This is a genomic window from Streptomyces sp. NPDC002403, assembly GCF_053593015.1.
Genome location: NZ_JBSFBQ010000018.1, coordinates 111,923 through 126,522 on the forward strand (window position 1 = coordinate 111,923; position 14,600 = coordinate 126,522).

A 14,600-nucleotide genomic window follows, 5' to 3' on the forward strand; every position below is an offset into this window, starting at 1 on the left:
CACTTCGTGAAGAAGGCCACTCCCGGGCGGCATCGGCGCAGCGGGCGCGTAGCCTCGTTACCTATGAGTACGACTGCCTCTGATCCGCTTGCCGCCCTCGGCACCCTGCCGGGCGTCGCCGATGCGGTGGACTCCGTGCGCAAGGCCGTCGACCGGGTCTACGGTCACCGTGTCATGCGGCGCCGCAGCAATGAGGTCACCGCGGAAGCGGCACTGCGCGGCGCCCGCGGCTCGGCGGCGCTGTCCGGCGCCGACTGGAACCTGGAGGAGGTGCGCCGGCGCACCGACTTCAGCGGTGACGACGAGGCGCAGGTTGTCGGGGCTGCCCTGCGGCTGACCGCCGAAGCGGGCCAACTGCTTTCCATCTGGCGGCAGTCACCGCTGCGGGTGCTGGCGCGGCTGCATCTGGTCGCTGCCGGTGGGGCGGCACCCGACGACGCCGTGGGCCGGCCGAGGCTGGCGGGCGAGTCCGTGGACGAACCGCTGGTCGAGGCGCCGCTGCCGGACGCGGACGAGGTGGCCGGGCGGCTGGAGGGACTCTCCGGGCTGATTCTCACGGGCAGTTCGGCACCCGCGCTGGTGACGGCGGCGGTCGTGCACGGCGAACTGCTGGCCCTGCGCCCCTTCGGCTCGTACAACGGCCTTGTGGCGCGGACCGCCGAGAGGATCGTACTGATCGGGAGCGGGCTCGACCCCAAATCGATCTGCCCCGCCGAGGTCGGCCACGCCGAACAGGGGCGGGCGGCGTACATCGCGGCGTTCGAGGGTTATCTGTCGGGTACGCCGGAGGGGATGGCGGCCTGGATCGCGCACTGCGGACTCTCCGTGGAGCTGGGTGTCAGGGAGTCGACGGCGGTGTGCGAGGCGCTGCAGCGCGGAGCCGCGTAACGGGAGAACGGCCGCGCCGCGTGTCCGTCGCGGCCGGTCCCGGGATGTGCGTCGGGGTGTGTCCCGAGATGTGGGTCGAGCTAAATCCACCGAGGTAACTTCATCGCGGTAACTTCGCCGAATTGTCTTCGCCGCACCGACTTCACTGCCCGGTAAAAGGGTTGCGGCGGTACCGTCCTCGGTACCGCCGCTGGCACGTCTACCCAGTTACCATGCGTCCTCGATATATGCCCATCAGGTCGGGTTGCTTTGCCCGTTTCCCTGGTGCGGCTGGCCCGTAATCGACGGGTCGACGTCGCGTGGGTGCTCGGTTTTCATGCTCGGTCCGTGGGGCCGTCTCTGCGTTACGGGTAATCCTCTCGGATGTCCTTGGTCTCGCGGGCCGTTGACTCATTTGTACTCCAGGGCCGGGATGAGCGGTAGTGCTGGCCCCACTTCTTTACTTTTAGGTTCAATTACGGGCGAGTTGGATAATTCGGTGCAGGTCGTATCGGTGTTACGCCGAACCTCCGTCCGGGGTGTGTGTCAGACGGAGGTCGTGGCAGCGCGGCGGCGGGAGGTGTACCAGACCAGCCCCGCCGTGACGGCGGCCGCGCCCACGGCTGCGGCGGCGACCAACGCCGGACGCGGCGGCAGCGAGAACGCGGGCAGTCGCTGCTTGAGCCGGACCGGCCGGTTGAAGACGAGAATCGGCCACTCGCGGAGGGTCGCCTCGCGCCGCAGCGCGCGATCGGGATTGACCGCGTGCGGATGCCCGACCGACTCAAGCATCGGTACATCCGTGGCGGAGTCGCTGTAGGCGTAGCAGCGTGAGAGGTCGTACCCCTCCGACACCGCGAGGGATCTGATCGCCTCGGCCTTGGTCGGCCCGTACGCGTAGTACTCGACCTCGCCGGTGAAGCAGCCGTCGTCGCCGACGACCATTCGGGTGGCGACGACCCGGTCGGCACCGAGCAGCTCGCCGATCGGTTCGACGACCTCGGCGCCCGAGGTCGAAACGATCACCACATCGCGTCCGGCGGTGTGATGCTCTTCGATGAGTGTCGCGGCTTCGTCGTAGATGATGGGGTCGATCAGATCGTGAAGGGTCTCGGCGACGATTTCCTTCACTTGCTGGACGTTCCAGCCCTTGCAGAGTGCGGAGAGATATTCCCGCATCCGCTCCATCTGGTCGTGATCTGCACCCCCGGCAAGGAACACGAACTGTGCGTACGCGGTGCGCAGTACAGCGCGGCGGTTGATCAGTCCGCCTTGGTAGAAGGACTTGCTGAAGGTCAGCGTCGAAGACTTCGCAATGACCGTCTTGTCCAGGTCAAAGAAGGCGGCTGTGCGCGGCAAGAAGCGGTTTTCCACAAGGCAGAGCATAGGGGGGCACCATTCGGCGTAAACTCCGGCGCGTGGGTTTGCCTGAGAAGGCTCTCGGGTACACCATGGAAGTCACGGATCGTTCGCGACCGTGCTAACCCGGTCCGGCTCCTCCCCCCCCCGAGTCGGCCGTGGGGACGACCCCCGCTCTCCCCCCCGGCGGGGGTCGTCGCATGTCCGGACACGTTTTTGTCGTTCGGAACCAAGCATTCTGCCTCCATTTCGGGCGCGACGGCCCGCTTCTCGTTCCGTCCTCCACCACCTTGACCCGTCACGCTGTGTAGCGGAAGGGGTGCGCTCCGGAAGCCGCCGGTTCGAGCGACGGAGATATCCACAACGGCGGAGTCGTCCACAGTTTTCGAGCAAGATCCACACGATTTCCCGAAGCGCTGCACGGTGATTCCAGCCGCGAAGTCCGCGGGTTGTGGAATCGCCGGTCCCGGAACGCTCCGGGCTCACCGCGATCCGCGATGAAGGTGCAGTGAGAAGGGGGTGGAGACCGTGGCCGAGTCCATCGCGCGGGATCCTCTGCCGGCCGCCGGAGTGCGGCGGGGCGGACCGCTGATCGTGACCGAGGACGTGGAACTGCTCGACGATCTGCTGCGGCTGTGTGCGGCCGCTGGAGCGGAACCGGAAGTTCATCACTCGCTGCCCGAGAACAGAGGCAGTTGGGAGCAGGCCCCGATGGTTCTGGTGGGCGACGACGCCGCCCAGCGGTGCCGAGGGGCGGTGCGCAGGCGGGGTGTGATGCTCGTCGGCCGGGATCAGGACGCCCCGGACGTCTGGCGCCGCGCTGTGGAGATCGGGGCCGAATATGTGCTGAGGCTGCCCGATTCGGAGAGCTGGCTCGTCGACCAGATCGCGAACGCGTCCGAAGGCGTGGGCCGGCCGGCGCTCACCGTGGGGGTGATCGGCGGCCGGGGCGGCTCCGGCGCGTCCACCCTGGCCTGCGCCCTCGCGGTGACCGCGGCCAGGGCCGGGCGGCGGACCATGCTGATCGACGGTGATCCGCTCGGCGGCGGCATCGACGTGCTGCTCGGCGGTGAACGGGCCGAAGGGATGCGATGGCCGGATTTCGCCCATTCCAAGGGGCGGGTCGGCGGGGGCGCGCTGGAGGAATCACTTCCGGCGCTGCATGGGCTGCGGGTGCTCAGCTGGGGCCGCGACGACTGGGTGGTCATCCCGCCGCAGGCCATACGGGCCGTGCTGGCCGCCGCCCGCAGGCTCGGCGGGGTGGTCGTCGTCGATCTGCCGCGCCGGGTCGACGAATCGGTGGCCGAGGCGCTCGCGCAGCTGGACCTCGGGCTGTTGGTGGTCCCGGGTGAGCTTCGCGCGGTCGCGGCGGCGAAGCGTGTGGCGTCGATGGCCGGGATGGTCCTGGACGACCTGCGGGTGGTGTCCCGCGGGCCGTACGCGGCGGGCCTCGACGAACGGTGGGTGGCACAGGCGCTCGGGCTGCCGCTCGCCGGTGAACTCCCGCTCGACGCAGGGCTGTCGGCCGCCCAGGACGGCGGTACACCGCCGGGTGGCAGCGCGCGCGGTCCGCTGGCCAGGTTCTGCGCGGCGTTCTGGGAGCGGGCGCTCGCGCCGGAGGGCGCGGGGGGACGCGCCGGTGGAGGTGCGTCATGACGGAGACCTTGCTCGATGCCGTACGGCAGCGGCTCGCGCAGAGCGGCACGGCACCGACCCCGGCCGGGGTGGCGGCCGCGCTGCGGGCCCAGGGGCGGCTGCTCGGGGACGCCGAAGTGCTCGGTGCGGCCGATGAGTTGCGTGGCGAGCTGGTCGGGACCGGGGTGCTGGAGCCGTTGCTCGCCGATCCGGAGGTGACGGATGTGCTGGTCTCCGCGCCGGACCGGGTGTGGGTGGACCGGGGCGGTGGCCTCGAACTCACCGGGGTGACCTTCACGGACGCCGCCGCGGTGCGCAGGCTGGCCCAGCGGCTGGCAGCCGTGGCGGGGCGACGGCTGGACGACGCCCGCCCCTGGGTGGACGCGAGGCTGCCGGACGGCACTCGTATGCATGCCGTGCTCCCACCGGTGTCCGTCGGCTCGACGTGCCTGTCGCTGCGAGTGGTGCGGCCCAGGGCCTTCTCGCTGACGGAGCTGGTCGCGGCGGGGACGGTGCCGCCGGGCGGCGACCGGGTGCTGAGGGCTCTGGTGGAGGCCCGGGTCTCGTATCTGATCAGTGGAGGGACGGGTGCCGGCAAGACGACTCTTCTGTCGAGTCTGCTGGGTGCGGTCGGGAAGCGGGAGCGGATCGTGCTCGCCGAGGACTCCGCGGAGCTGCGGCCGGACCACCCCCATGTGGTGCGCCTGGAGTCGCGCCCCGCCAACCAGGAGGGGGCGGGCCGGGTGACGCTCCGGGACCTGGTGCGGCAGGCGCTGCGGATGCGGCCCGACCGGCTGGTGGTCGGAGAGGTACGTGGCGCAGAGGTCACCGAGCTCCTGGCCGCTCTGAACACCGGCCACGAAGGCGGCTGCGGGACGGTTCACGCCAATGCGGCCGAGCATGTACCGGCCCGTCTGGAAGCGCTGGGGACTGCGGCGGGGCTGGACCGGACGGCGCTGCACAGCCAGTTGGCGGCTGCGCTGTCGGTGGTGGTCCATCTCGTACGGGACCGGGCCGGACAGCGGCGCATCGCCGAGGTGCAGGTCCTGGAACGGGACGCGGCGGGGCTGGTGGTGACCGTGCCCGCGCTGAGCTGGGGCGCCGATGGATTCGTGCGGGAGCGGGGCTGGGAGCGGCTGCGGTCGCTGATCGGGGGTGCGTTGTGACCGGGGGAGCGCCGACGGGGCTGTCGACGGGCGTGAGCTGTGCGGCGGTCCTGTGCGTCGGGGTGGCGGCCTGGCTGATGGTGGCGCAGGACCACGGACGACGGAGGGCCCGGGTGCTGTTCGTCGACGGGGTGGACGGGTCGCCGCCGCGTGCGCGCTGGGAGCGGGCCGGGGCCCGGGTGCGGGAGCGGCGGGAGTGGCTCTGCCTCCCGGTGGCGGTGGTCGTCGCCGTGCTGGGGGAGTCGGTGCTGCCGCTGTTGGCCGGGGCGGTCGCGGTGCCGCTGGTGCGGCGGTGGCTGCGCAGGCGGGCCCAGGACAGGGAACGGGAACGCGGGGCGGCCGGGGTGGTGGCGCTGTGCGGTGCGGTCGTGGGTGAGCTGCGGGCCGGACACGAACCGGGCCAGGCGCTCCTCGTCGCCGTCCGCGGCACCGGGGTGATGGGGGCGGCGGAGGCCGGTGTGTCCGCCGCGGCGCGATTCGGTGGCGATGTGCCGGGGGCGCTGCGGCAGGCGGCCCGGGAGCCGGGCCTGGACGGGCTCGCCGGGGTGGCGGCCTGCTGGCGGGTGGCGGCCGACGGAGGGGCCGGGCTCGCGGCGGGTCTGGACCGCCTGGAGGGCGCGTTGCGGGCCGAGCGGCGCAGACGGGAGGAGCTGCGGGCCCAACTGACGGGTGCCTGGTCGACGGTGGCCGTGCTGGCGCTGCTTCCGGTGCTGGGCCTGGGGCTGGGGGCGGCGCTCGGGGCCGACCCGTTGAGGGTGTTGCTGCACACGCCGGCCGGGCTGGTCTGTCTGGCGACGGGCGGACTGCTGGAGGCGGCCGGGCTGTACTGGGCCGGCCGGATCGTACGGGCGGGGGAGGCGGCATGAGCGGGGTCGCCGGTGAAGCCGTCCATCGGATGGCGGCAGTGTGCGCGGTGCTGGGCGCGGTCGCCGGTGCGGGGTTCGCCCTGGCGGGAGCGCGGCGGGGGCGGACGGTGCGTCGCCGGGGCGCGGTGCTGCTGGCGATCGGTGTGCGGAAGCGGCGGAGCGGCAAAAGGCGCGGCTGCGGGCAGGGCCGTGGGCACCAGGTATCCGGTGTCCGGGCGAAGGAATGGATCGCACCGGCGGGCGCTGTGGCGGTGGGCTGGGGCCTGGTCGGCGGCCTGCCGGGGTGCGTTGCGGGGCTGGCCGGGGCGTACGGCGTCTGGCGGTGGCAGCGGTCCCGGCGCAGCCCTGCACCGGGAGCCGGGCAGGCGGAGCAGGCGGAGGCCGCGCGTCAGCTCCCGCTGGCGGCCGATCTGCTGGCGGCCTGCATCTCGGCCGGAGCCGGGCCCCGGGAGGCTGCGGAGGCGGTGGGGGAGTCGCTCGGCGGACCGGTCGGCGTGCGGCTGGCGCGGACGGCCGCGGAGATCCGTCTCGGTGGTGACCCCGCGGTGGCGTGGGGGCGGTTCGGGGAGATACCGGGTGCGAGTGCGCTGGCCCGCTGTCTGGACCGGGCGGGGTCGACCGGAGCGCCGGCGGCGGAGCCGGTGGCGAGGCTGGCCGAGGCGATGCGGTCCGAGCGTGCGAGTGCAGCCGTGGCACGCGCCCAGCGGGCAGGGGTGGCGGTCACCGCCCCCGTCGGACTCTGTTTTCTGCCCGCGTTCCTGATGGTCGGGGTGGCACCGGTGGTGATCGGTCTGGCGACCGGACTACTCCGCATCGGATGACCGAAAAGTATAAATAAAAACCATTCGGCATGAATCATGAATAAGGAATTCAACGGGGGTTGGGATGGTACGGCGAATCAAGGGCTGGGTGCGCGGCATGGCACGCCGGGTCCGGTCGGACAACGGAATGACGACGTCCGAATATGCGGTGGGGACGATCGCGGCCTGTGCGTTCGCGGCGGTGCTCTACAAGGTGGTCACCAGCCAGCCGGTGATGTCCGCGCTGCAGTCACTGCTGAAGGACGCGCTCGATGCGAAGTTCTGAGAGCAGGAGAAGCAGGGGAAGCGGGGGAGCCGGGGTCCGAGGGGACCGGGGCGCGGTGACGGCGGAAGCGGCGATGGCGATTCCGGTGCTGGTGGTGTTCGCCCTGACGCTGGTGTGGGCGCTGCTGGCCGCCTCCGCCCAGATCCGGTGTGTGGACGCGGCGCGGGCCGGGGCCAGAGCGGCCGCCCGTTCCGAGCCGGAGGCGCAGGCGCTGGAGGCCGCCCGTTCGGCCGCACCGGGCGGGGCCGAAGTCGCGATGGAACGGACCGGGGAGCTGTGGCGGGTTCGGGTGGCGGCATCGATGCCGGGGCCGGGACCGCTGGCCCTGAAACTTCGCGCCGAGGCGGCGGCACTGGCCGAGGACACGGTGGGCGGGGTGGCGCAATGACCGGGACGCGCCGGAAGTGGCGTACGGCCGCGCTCGCTCGCCTGCGCGGGATCCGTGGGCAGGCGGACGGGGACAGGGGCCTGGCCACCGTGTGGGTGGCGATGACCACGGCCACGTTGTGTGCGGTGTTCGCGGTCGTGCTGGCCCTCGGGCAGGTGGTGGCCGTCCGGCACCGGGCGGGCGGTGCGGCGGACCTGGCAGCCCTGGCGGCGGCCGACCGGGCCCTGCGAGGCCCTGGGGCGGCATGCGGGGCCGCCGAGCGGGTGGCCGCGGCGCAGGGGGCCGTGGTGGTGCGGTGCGCGGTGCGTGGGGAGGTCGCCGATGTGATGGCCCGGGTGAGTTTCGGGCCGTACGAACCAGTGATCAGGTCCAGGGCCGGCCCTCCGGAGGCTGCCCCCGGTCCTCCCGGGCCGGTGCCTCCGGCCCAGCCTCCTGACTCTGGGCCGCCTGAGCCCCGGCCACCTGCTGCCCGGCCTTCCCCGTCCCGGCCTCCTACGCCTCCGGCGGATCCGCCGGGCCGGGATTCCCGGGGGCCGCAGGCGCACACCGCAGGAGTTCGGTGAGGAGGCGCACGGCACCGCGCTTGTGCAGTGGTTCGTTGCCGTTGCCGCATTTGGGGGACTGGACGCAGGACGGGCAGCCCGCCTCGCATTCGCAGGAGGCGATGGCCTGGCGGGTCGCGGTCAGCCACGTACGGGCGGTGTGGAAGGCCCGCTCGGCGAATCCGGCACCGCCCGGGTGGCCGTCGTACACGAAGACCGTGGGCAGCAGGGTGTCCGGATGCAGGGGCACGGAGACGCCGCCGATGTCCCACCGGTCGCAGGTGGCGAAGAGCGGCAGCATTCCGATCGACGCGTGCTCCGCGGCGTGCAGGGTGCCGCCCAGGATCTCCGGGTTGATGCGGGCGGCGTCGAGCTGGTCCTCGGTGACCGTCCACCAGACGGCGCGGGTGCGAAGAGTGCGGGGCGGCAGGTCCAGCTTGGTCTCGCCGAGGACCTCGCCGGTGATCAGCCTGCGGCGCAGGAAGGAGACGACCTGGCTGGTGACCTCCACCGAGCCGTAGCAGAGCCGTCCGGCACCCCACGGGATCTCGGTGTCGGTCTCCAGGACGGCGATGGCGGTGGTGTCGCGTGCGGTGGTCGAGTACGGCGGGGCGGCCTCCTCGACCAGGGCCACCGAGTCCTCCAGATCCAGCTTCCGGACCAGGTAGGTGCGGCCCTGATGGAGGTGGACGGCGCCCTCGTGGACGGCGGTGTGCGCGGCCGACTCGTCGACGGTGCCCAGCAGCCGGCCGGTGCCCTCCTCGACGATCTGGACGGGGCGGCCGCCCTCGCCGCGGATGTCGGTGAGATCGGCGGCGCGCTCGCGGCGGGTCCAGTGCCAGCCCGATGGCCGCCTGCGCAGCAGTTTCGCGGCTTCCAGCTGCGGCAGCAGTTCGGCCACGGCCGGGCCGAAGAGCTCCAGGTCCGGATCGGTGAGGGGGAGCTCGGCGGCGGCGGCGCACAGATGGGGGGCGAGGACGTACGGATTGTCCGGGTCGAGGACGGTCGACTCCACGGGCTGCTGGAACAGCGCCTCGGGATGGTGGACGAGGAAGGTGTCCAGCGGGTCGTCGCGGGCCACCAGGACGGCCAGGGCACCCTGCCCGGAGCGCCCGGCGCGGCCCGCCTGCTGCCACAGCGACGCCCTGGTGCCGGGGTAGCCGGCGATGACGACGGCATCCAGGCCGGAGACATCGATGCCGAGTTCGAGGGCGGTGGTGGCGGCCAGTCCGAGCAGCTGCCCGGAGTGCAGGGCGCGCTCCAGGGCGCGGCGTTCCTCGGGGAGGTAGCCCCCGCGGTAGGCGGCCACCCGGGCCGGCAGGGAGCGGTCCACCTCGGCGAGGCGCTCCTTGGCGATGACGGAGATCAGCTCGGCGCCGCGCCGGGAGCGTACGAAGGCGACCGAGCGGACGCCCTGGACGGTGAGGTCGGTGAGGAGGTCGGCGGTCTCGGCGGTGGCGGTGCGCCGGACCGGGGCGCCCTTCTCGCCGTGCAGATCGGTCAGGGGCGGCTCCCACAGCGCGAAGACCAGCTCGCCACGGGGCGAGGAGTCGTCGGCGACCTCCTTGACCGGGAGACCTGTGAGGCGGCCGGCCGCGACGGAGGGTTCCGCCGCGGTGGCGGAGGCGAGGAGGAAGACCGGATCGGCGCCGTAACGGGCGCACAGGCGGCGGAGCCGCCGTACCACCTGGGCGACGTGGGAGCCGAAGACACCGCGGTAGGTGTGGCACTCGTCGATGACGACGAAGCGCAGGGCGCGCAGGAAGGAGGACCAGCGGGGGTGGGACGGGAGTATCCCGCGGTGCAGCATGTCGGGGTTGGTCAGCACGTAGTTGGCGTACTGACGCACCCACTCGCGTTCCTCGACCGGGGTGTCGCCGTCGTAGACCGCGGGCCGGACGGCGTTGCCGAGCGGTGCGGCGAGCCGCTTCACGGCACGCCTCTGATCGGCGGCCAGGGCCTTGGTGGGGGCCAGGTACAGGGCGGTGACCCCGCGGCCGTTCGGGGCCTCGGAGCCGTCGAGCAGGGCGCTGAGGACCGGGGCGAGGTAGGCGAGCGACTTGCCGGACGCCGTGCCGGTGGCGATGACCACGGATTCGCCGTCCAGGGCGTGCTCGGCGGCGGCTGCCTGGTGCGCCCACGGATGGTCGATTCCGGCCTTCTGGATCGCGGCGACGACTTCCGGCCGGATGCGATCGGGCCAAATGGCATGGGTTCCCGCACGCGGGGGCAAGTGCTCCGTATGAGTGATGCGCGCGGACCGGCCCGCCACTGCGGCGAGCCGGTCGAGGACCATGGCGGGAGAAGGGCTGGACTCGCTGTTCCCGGGTGGTCTACTGGGACGGTGATTCTTGGCCATCGGTACCGAGTGTGTCACTGGCGTGACGGACAATGGTCCCAAGGCGTCGTGCATGCCTGCTGGTAAGTGATTGAATGCCATCGCGGCTGGCGATCCGTTCCCCTGGCTCCGCCGGGGAGACCGAGGGGCGACCGCTCGATAGCAAGGTGCTGGAGGATCCGTGGACCTGTCCTTGTCGACTCGCAATGTGTCCGGCCCTGGTGGCGACCGTACGGTCGTCGAGGTCGGTGGCGAGATTGATGTGTATACCGCGCCCAAGCTGCGCGAGCAGTTGGTCGAGTTGGTGAATGACGGCAGCTACCACCTGGTTGTCGACATGGAAGGCGTCGACTTCCTCGACTCCACCGGCCTCGGCGTGCTCGTGGGCGGCCTGAAGCGTGTCCGGGCCCATGAGGGCTCGCTGCGCCTGGTCTGCAACCAGGAGCGCATTCTCAAGATCTTCCGGATCACTGGTCTGACCAAGGTGTTCCCCATTCACACCACGGTCGACGAGGCCGTCGCGGCCACCGACTGACGGTCGGCCCGAGGCCGGCCCACTGATCGGTCGGATCGGCCGAAGGCCGGTTCGGCACGTAGTCGGCGCACCTGCTGCCCGCCGGGCGGCCGGTGCGACGCGGGCGTGCCCGGCGTCCGATTTGCCATGCGGCACGCCGATCGGCCGGTCGGATTTCGACGGGATGCCGGCCAGTCGGCCGGTGAGCCGTTCGGAAGCCGGCCGGTGGTCAGCCACCCTGTCGCCCGAGGCCGGGCCGTCCGTCGGCCAGGTCGGCTCCGGTCGGCTGTCCGGCGGGGCCGGCGTGGCAGACGGTTACGGAAGGCGAGCCGTCGGCCCGGAAGAAGAGAAGAAAAGAGCAGGGACATCGGGCAGCGCGCCCGGGCCCCTGGGATGCACGCCCGTACGTCTGAGGGGTATCGCATGACCACCGTTGAACTCCGCTTCAGCGCCCAGCCCGAACACGTCAGGACGGCCCGCCTCGTGGCGGCCGCCGTGGCGCGCCGGGCAGGGGTCGACGAAGCCGTGCTCGACGAGGTCAGACTCGCAGTCGGTGAGGCCTGCAGCCGCGCGGTCGGGCTGCACCGCAGCCATGGCATCACCGCTCCCGTCTCCGTCGTCCTGATCGAGGAGGAGAAGTCCTTCTCCGCCGAGGTCGGCGACGAGGTCCCCGGCCCCGGGGACGATCCCGCTCTCGGTGGGCCCGCCGGAGCCTCCGCGGCACGCGGCGCCACGCCCGGCGCGGGGTTCGACGAGCCGGGTCACGAGAGCGACGCGGACGGCGAGGACGAGATGGGTCTCGCGGTCATCAGTGGCCTCGTCGACGATGTGGAAGTCAGATCGGGAGCCCGTGGCGGAGTGATCCGTATGAGCTGGCCGAAGACGCCCGTGACAGTGCTGCCGTGACAGTGCTGCCGTGGCAGCCCTGTCGTGACAGCCCTGTCGTGACAGCCTTGCCGTGACGATGCTCCCCGGGAGCCCCTTGCTCCTCTGAAGTCTCCTCCGAGACGCCCCCGGCGCCCCGGACGTCGCAAGGGACCCAGGGGCCCGGGGCGTCCTCCCCGATCCGTTTCCTGATCCGCCTTTTGAGGCCCTGCCGAGCAGGGCCTTTTTCATTTGTACGTGATCATTCATGCGTGATCGCCGATCCATGGAAAATGTGCCTGCCCCATTACTGCATTCGGGTCGATTCGGGAGTTCGATCATTTGCCGATCGGCTGATGAAGGTCAATTGTATTTACCGCGCACTGTTTTGATCGGCTTCCGCTCCCTACAATCCGTCCACGTCTTGAGCGCTGAGCGTCAAGGAGGACGTATGGCGGAGTTCTTCAACACCCCACTGGCAGGACCCGCGCAAGATTCCGCATTTTCCGCGCCTTCCGGCCGGTCCACTTCTCTGGCGGCCGCGGTTCTCACCGAGGACAATCGCGTCATCGTGATCGTCGTCGCGGTCGTCGCCGTCGCCGCCCTGGTCGTCGCCAGGCTGCTGGTGCGCCAGGTGCTGGCGGCAGGCGAGGGCACCGACCGTATGAAGGAGATCGCGGCCGCCGTGCAGGAAGGCGCGAATGCCTATCTGGCCCGGCAGCTGCGTACCGTCGGCATCTTTGCCGTCGTGGTCTTCTTCCTGCTTCTGCTGCTACCGGCCGACAACTGGTCGCAGCGCGCGGGCCGTTCGTTGTTCTTCCTGGTGGGTGCGCTTTTCTCGGCTACCACCGGATACATCGGGATGCGGCTCGCGGTACGCAGTAATGTCCGTGTGGCCGCTGCTGCGCGTGAGGCGACTCCCGCGGAAGGCGAGCCGGAAAAAGATCTCACCGCCGTTTCGCACAAAGCGATGAAGATCGCTTTTCGTACCGGTGGCGTGGTCGGCATGATCACCGTGGGCCTCGGCCTGCTCGGCGCTTCCTGCGTCGTGCTCGTCTATGCGGCCGATGCCCCGAAGGTGCTGGAGGGCTTCGGCCTCGGTGCCGCGCTGATCGCCATGTTCATGAGGGTCGGCGGTGGCATCTTCACCAAGGCGGCGGACGTCGGCGCCGACCTCGTCGGCAAGGTCGAGCAGGGCATCCCGGAGGACGACCCGCGCAACGCGGCCACCATCGCCGACAACGTGGGCGACAACGTCGGTGACTGCGCCGGAATGGCGGCCGACCTCTTCGAGTCGTACGCCGTGACGCTCGTCGCCGCGCTCATCCTCGGCAAGGCCGCCTTCGGCGACTCCGGGCTGGCCTTCCCGCTGATCGTCCCGGCGATCGGCGTGATCACCGCGATGATCGGGATCTTCGCGGTCGCCCCGCGGCGCGCCGACCGCAGCGGTATGACCGCCATCAACCGCGGATTCTTCATCTCCGCGGTGATCTCCCTGGTGCTGGTGGCCGTGGGCGTCTTCGTCTACCTGCCGTCCTCCTACGCGGACCTGGACGGCGTCACCGACAGTGCCATCACCTCGCACGGCGGTGACCCGCGGATCTTCGCCCTGGTCGCCGTGGCCATCGGCATCGTGCTGGCCGCGCTGATCCAGCAGCTGACCGGCTACTTCACCGAGACCAGCAGGCGTCCCGTCAAGGACATCGGTAAGTCCTCGCTGACCGGTCCGGCCACCGTCGTACTCGCCGGGATCTCGATCGGTCTGGAGTCCGCCGTCTACACGGCGCTCCTGATCGGCCTGGGCGTCTACGGGGCGTTCCTGCTCGGCGGTACGTCGATCATGCTGGCGCTCTTCGCGGTGGCCCTGGCGGGGACCGGGCTGCTCACCACCGTCGGTGTCATCGTCGCCATGGACACCTTCGGCCCGGTCTCGGACAACGCGCAGGGCATCGCCGAGATGTCCGGTGATGTCACGGGCGCCGGTGCGCAGGTCCTCACCGACCTGGACGCCGTCGGCAACACCACCAAGGCCATCACCAAGGGCATCGCCATCGCCACCGCCGTTCTTGCGGCGTCGGCGCTCTTCGGCTCGTACCGTGACGCGATCGCCACGGCGGTCGACGGCGTCGGGGCCAAGGCCGGGGAGATGACGCTCAGTCTGGACATCTCGCAGCCCAACAACCTGGTGGGCCTGATCCTCGGTGCCGCGGTCGTCTTCCTCTTCTCCGGTCTCGCGATCAACGCGGTGTCGCGCTCGGCCGGGGCCGTGGTCTACGAGGTGCGGCGGCAGTTCCGCGAGCACCCCGGGATCATGGACTACAGCGAGAAGCCGGAGTACGGGCGCGTCGTCGACATCTGCACCAAGGACGCCCTGCGCGAGCTCGCCACGCCCGGTCTGCTGGCGGTTCTGGCGCCGATCGCCGTCGGCTTCACGCTCGGTGTCGGAGCGCTCGGTTCCTATCTCGCGGGCGCCATCGGGACCGGCACCCTGATGGCCGTCTTCCTCGCCAACTCCGGTGGTGCGTGGGACAACGCCAAGAAGCTCGTCGAGGACGGTCATTACGGTGGCAAGGGCAGCGAGGCCCATGCCGCGACCGTCATCGGCGACACGGTCGGCGACCCGTTCAAGGACACGGCGGGGCCGGCGATCAACCCGCTGCTCAAGGTGATGAACCTGGTCGCCCTGCTCATCGCCCCGGCGGTGGTGCAGTTCAGCTACGGGCAGGACGCGAGCGCCGGCGTGCGCGCGGTGGTGGCGGTCCTCGCCGTCGTGGTCATCGTCGGCGCGGTCTATGTCTCCAAGCGGCGCGGAATCGCCGTGGGCGACGCGGAGGATCCCGGCGACGGGGACGGAGGAGGGGACAGGCCGGCCAAGTCGTCGGGCCAGGCGGCCGTTTCGTGACACCAAGGCCGGGGCGGGGGGCCGGTACATAGCCCGCCTCGGCTCAACGGCCGGACGGGCGGTGCATTCTGAT

Annotated in this window: 13 protein-coding genes; 11 read left to right on the forward strand and 2 right to left on the reverse strand. The window is 71.3% G+C overall.

All coding sequences use genetic code 11. The features are described from left to right. The first annotated feature begins 63 nt into the window (after window positions 1-63). Complete coding sequence (locus ACWCPY_RS21320) at window positions 64-888, forward strand: oxidoreductase (RefSeq protein ID WP_451267142.1); 825 nt, start codon at window positions 64-66, stop codon at window positions 886-888. A 525-nt stretch (window positions 889-1,413) separates the two neighbouring features. On the opposite strand, the gene ACWCPY_RS21325 is transcribed toward ACWCPY_RS21320, so the two are convergent. Then, on the reverse strand, window positions 1,414-2,253 hold the full coding sequence (locus ACWCPY_RS21325; protein ID WP_451267144.1) for an HAD family hydrolase: 840 nt from the start codon (window positions 2,251-2,253) through the stop codon (window positions 1,414-1,416). A gap of 567 nt (window positions 2,254-2,820) precedes the next feature. Between ACWCPY_RS21325 and ssd the strand changes: the two genes are divergently transcribed. The 7 genes from ssd (at window position 2,821) to ACWCPY_RS21360 (ending at window position 7,930) form a co-directional block, all read left to right on the forward strand. Beyond that, window positions 2,821-3,882 (forward strand): septum site-determining protein Ssd, encoded by a 1,062-nt coding sequence (ssd, locus tag ACWCPY_RS21330; RefSeq protein ID WP_451267188.1) that lies wholly within the window; start codon window positions 2,821-2,823, stop codon window positions 3,880-3,882. Next, complete coding sequence (locus tag ACWCPY_RS21335; protein WP_451267146.1) at window positions 3,879-5,027, forward strand: TadA family conjugal transfer-associated ATPase; 1,149 nt, start codon at window positions 3,879-3,881, stop codon at window positions 5,025-5,027. Before ssd ends, ACWCPY_RS21335 begins: the two co-directional genes overlap by 4 nt. Continuing rightward, window positions 5,024-5,893: a type II secretion system F family protein gene (locus ACWCPY_RS21340; RefSeq protein WP_451267148.1), complete on the forward strand. Its 870-nt coding sequence runs from the start codon at window positions 5,024-5,026 to the stop codon at window positions 5,891-5,893. Before ACWCPY_RS21335 ends, ACWCPY_RS21340 begins: the two co-directional genes overlap by 4 nt. Beyond that, window positions 5,890-6,714 carry a type II secretion system F family protein gene (locus ACWCPY_RS21345; RefSeq protein WP_451267150.1) on the forward strand — a complete coding sequence of 275 codons (825 nt, stop codon included), beginning with the start codon at window positions 5,890-5,892 and terminating at the stop codon, window positions 6,712-6,714. Before ACWCPY_RS21340 ends, ACWCPY_RS21345 begins: the two co-directional genes overlap by 4 nt. Window positions 6,715-6,778: 64 nt before the next feature. Next, the gene (locus ACWCPY_RS21350; protein WP_451267152.1) at window positions 6,779-6,979 is read left to right on the forward strand and encodes a DUF4244 domain-containing protein; all 201 of its coding nucleotides are present in this window, start codon (window positions 6,779-6,781) and stop codon (window positions 6,977-6,979) included. Further along, the gene (locus ACWCPY_RS21355) at window positions 6,966-7,367 is read left to right on the forward strand and encodes a TadE family type IV pilus minor pilin (protein ID WP_451267154.1); all 402 of its coding nucleotides are present in this window, start codon (window positions 6,966-6,968) and stop codon (window positions 7,365-7,367) included. Before ACWCPY_RS21350 ends, ACWCPY_RS21355 begins: the two co-directional genes overlap by 14 nt. A gap of 101 nt (window positions 7,368-7,468) precedes the next feature. Then, the gene (locus ACWCPY_RS21360; RefSeq protein ID WP_451267190.1) at window positions 7,469-7,930 is read left to right on the forward strand and encodes an Rv3654c family TadE-like protein; all 462 of its coding nucleotides are present in this window, start codon (window positions 7,469-7,471) and stop codon (window positions 7,928-7,930) included. Here the strand turns inward: ACWCPY_RS21360 and ACWCPY_RS21365 are convergent. Then, window positions 7,860-10,349 carry a DEAD/DEAH box helicase gene (locus ACWCPY_RS21365; RefSeq protein WP_451267156.1) on the reverse strand — a complete coding sequence of 830 codons (2,490 nt, stop codon included), beginning with the start codon at window positions 10,347-10,349 and terminating at the stop codon, window positions 7,860-7,862. The genes ACWCPY_RS21360 and ACWCPY_RS21365 overlap by 71 nt on opposite strands. 79 nt (window positions 10,350-10,428) lie before the next feature. On the opposite strand from ACWCPY_RS21365, the gene ACWCPY_RS21370 reads away from it, so the two are divergent. The 3 genes from ACWCPY_RS21370 (at window position 10,429) to ACWCPY_RS21380 (ending at window position 14,527) form a co-directional block, all read left to right on the forward strand. Next, complete coding sequence (locus ACWCPY_RS21370) at window positions 10,429-10,782, forward strand: STAS domain-containing protein (protein WP_003967428.1); 354 nt, start codon at window positions 10,429-10,431, stop codon at window positions 10,780-10,782. Between the two features lie 402 nt (window positions 10,783-11,184). Further along, window positions 11,185-11,667: an ATP-binding protein gene (locus ACWCPY_RS21375; protein ID WP_451267158.1), complete on the forward strand. Its 483-nt coding sequence runs from the start codon at window positions 11,185-11,187 to the stop codon at window positions 11,665-11,667. Window positions 11,668-12,076: 409 nt separating this feature from the next. Then, entirely contained in the window at window positions 12,077-14,527 is a 2,451-nt protein-coding gene (locus ACWCPY_RS21380; RefSeq protein ID WP_451267160.1) for a sodium-translocating pyrophosphatase, read from the forward strand. The last annotated feature ends 73 nt before the right edge of the window (window positions 14,528-14,600 follow it).

Bases quoted from the DNA above. Each gene is read 5' to 3' on its own strand.
- ACWCPY_RS21350 (WP_451267152.1), top strand. From the start codon at position 6,779: ATGGTACGGCGAATCAAGGGCTGGGTGCGCGGCATGGCACGCCGGGTC.
- ACWCPY_RS21360 (WP_451267190.1), top strand. From the start codon at position 7,469: ATGACCACGGCCACGTTGTGTGCGGTGTTCGCGGTCGTGCTGGCCCTC.
- ACWCPY_RS21345 (WP_451267150.1), top strand. From the start codon at position 5,890: ATGAGCGGGGTCGCCGGTGAAGCCGTCCATCGGATGGCGGCAGTGTGC.
- ACWCPY_RS21355 (WP_451267154.1), top strand. From the start codon at position 6,966: ATGCGAAGTTCTGAGAGCAGGAGAAGCAGGGGAAGCGGGGGAGCCGGG.
- ACWCPY_RS21335 (WP_451267146.1), top strand. From the start codon at position 3,879: ATGACGGAGACCTTGCTCGATGCCGTACGGCAGCGGCTCGCGCAGAGC.
- ACWCPY_RS21375 (WP_451267158.1), top strand. From the start codon at position 11,185: ATGACCACCGTTGAACTCCGCTTCAGCGCCCAGCCCGAACACGTCAGG.
- ACWCPY_RS21325 (WP_451267144.1), bottom strand. From the start codon at position 2,253: ATGCTCTGCCTTGTGGAAAACCGCTTCTTGCCGCGCACAGCCGCCTTC.
- ACWCPY_RS21365 (WP_451267156.1), bottom strand. From the start codon at position 10,349: ATGGCATTCAATCACTTACCAGCAGGCATGCACGACGCCTTGGGACCA.
- ACWCPY_RS21320 (WP_451267142.1), top strand. From the start codon at position 64: ATGAGTACGACTGCCTCTGATCCGCTTGCCGCCCTCGGCACCCTGCCG.
- ACWCPY_RS21380 (WP_451267160.1), top strand. From the start codon at position 12,077: ATGGCGGAGTTCTTCAACACCCCACTGGCAGGACCCGCGCAAGATTCC.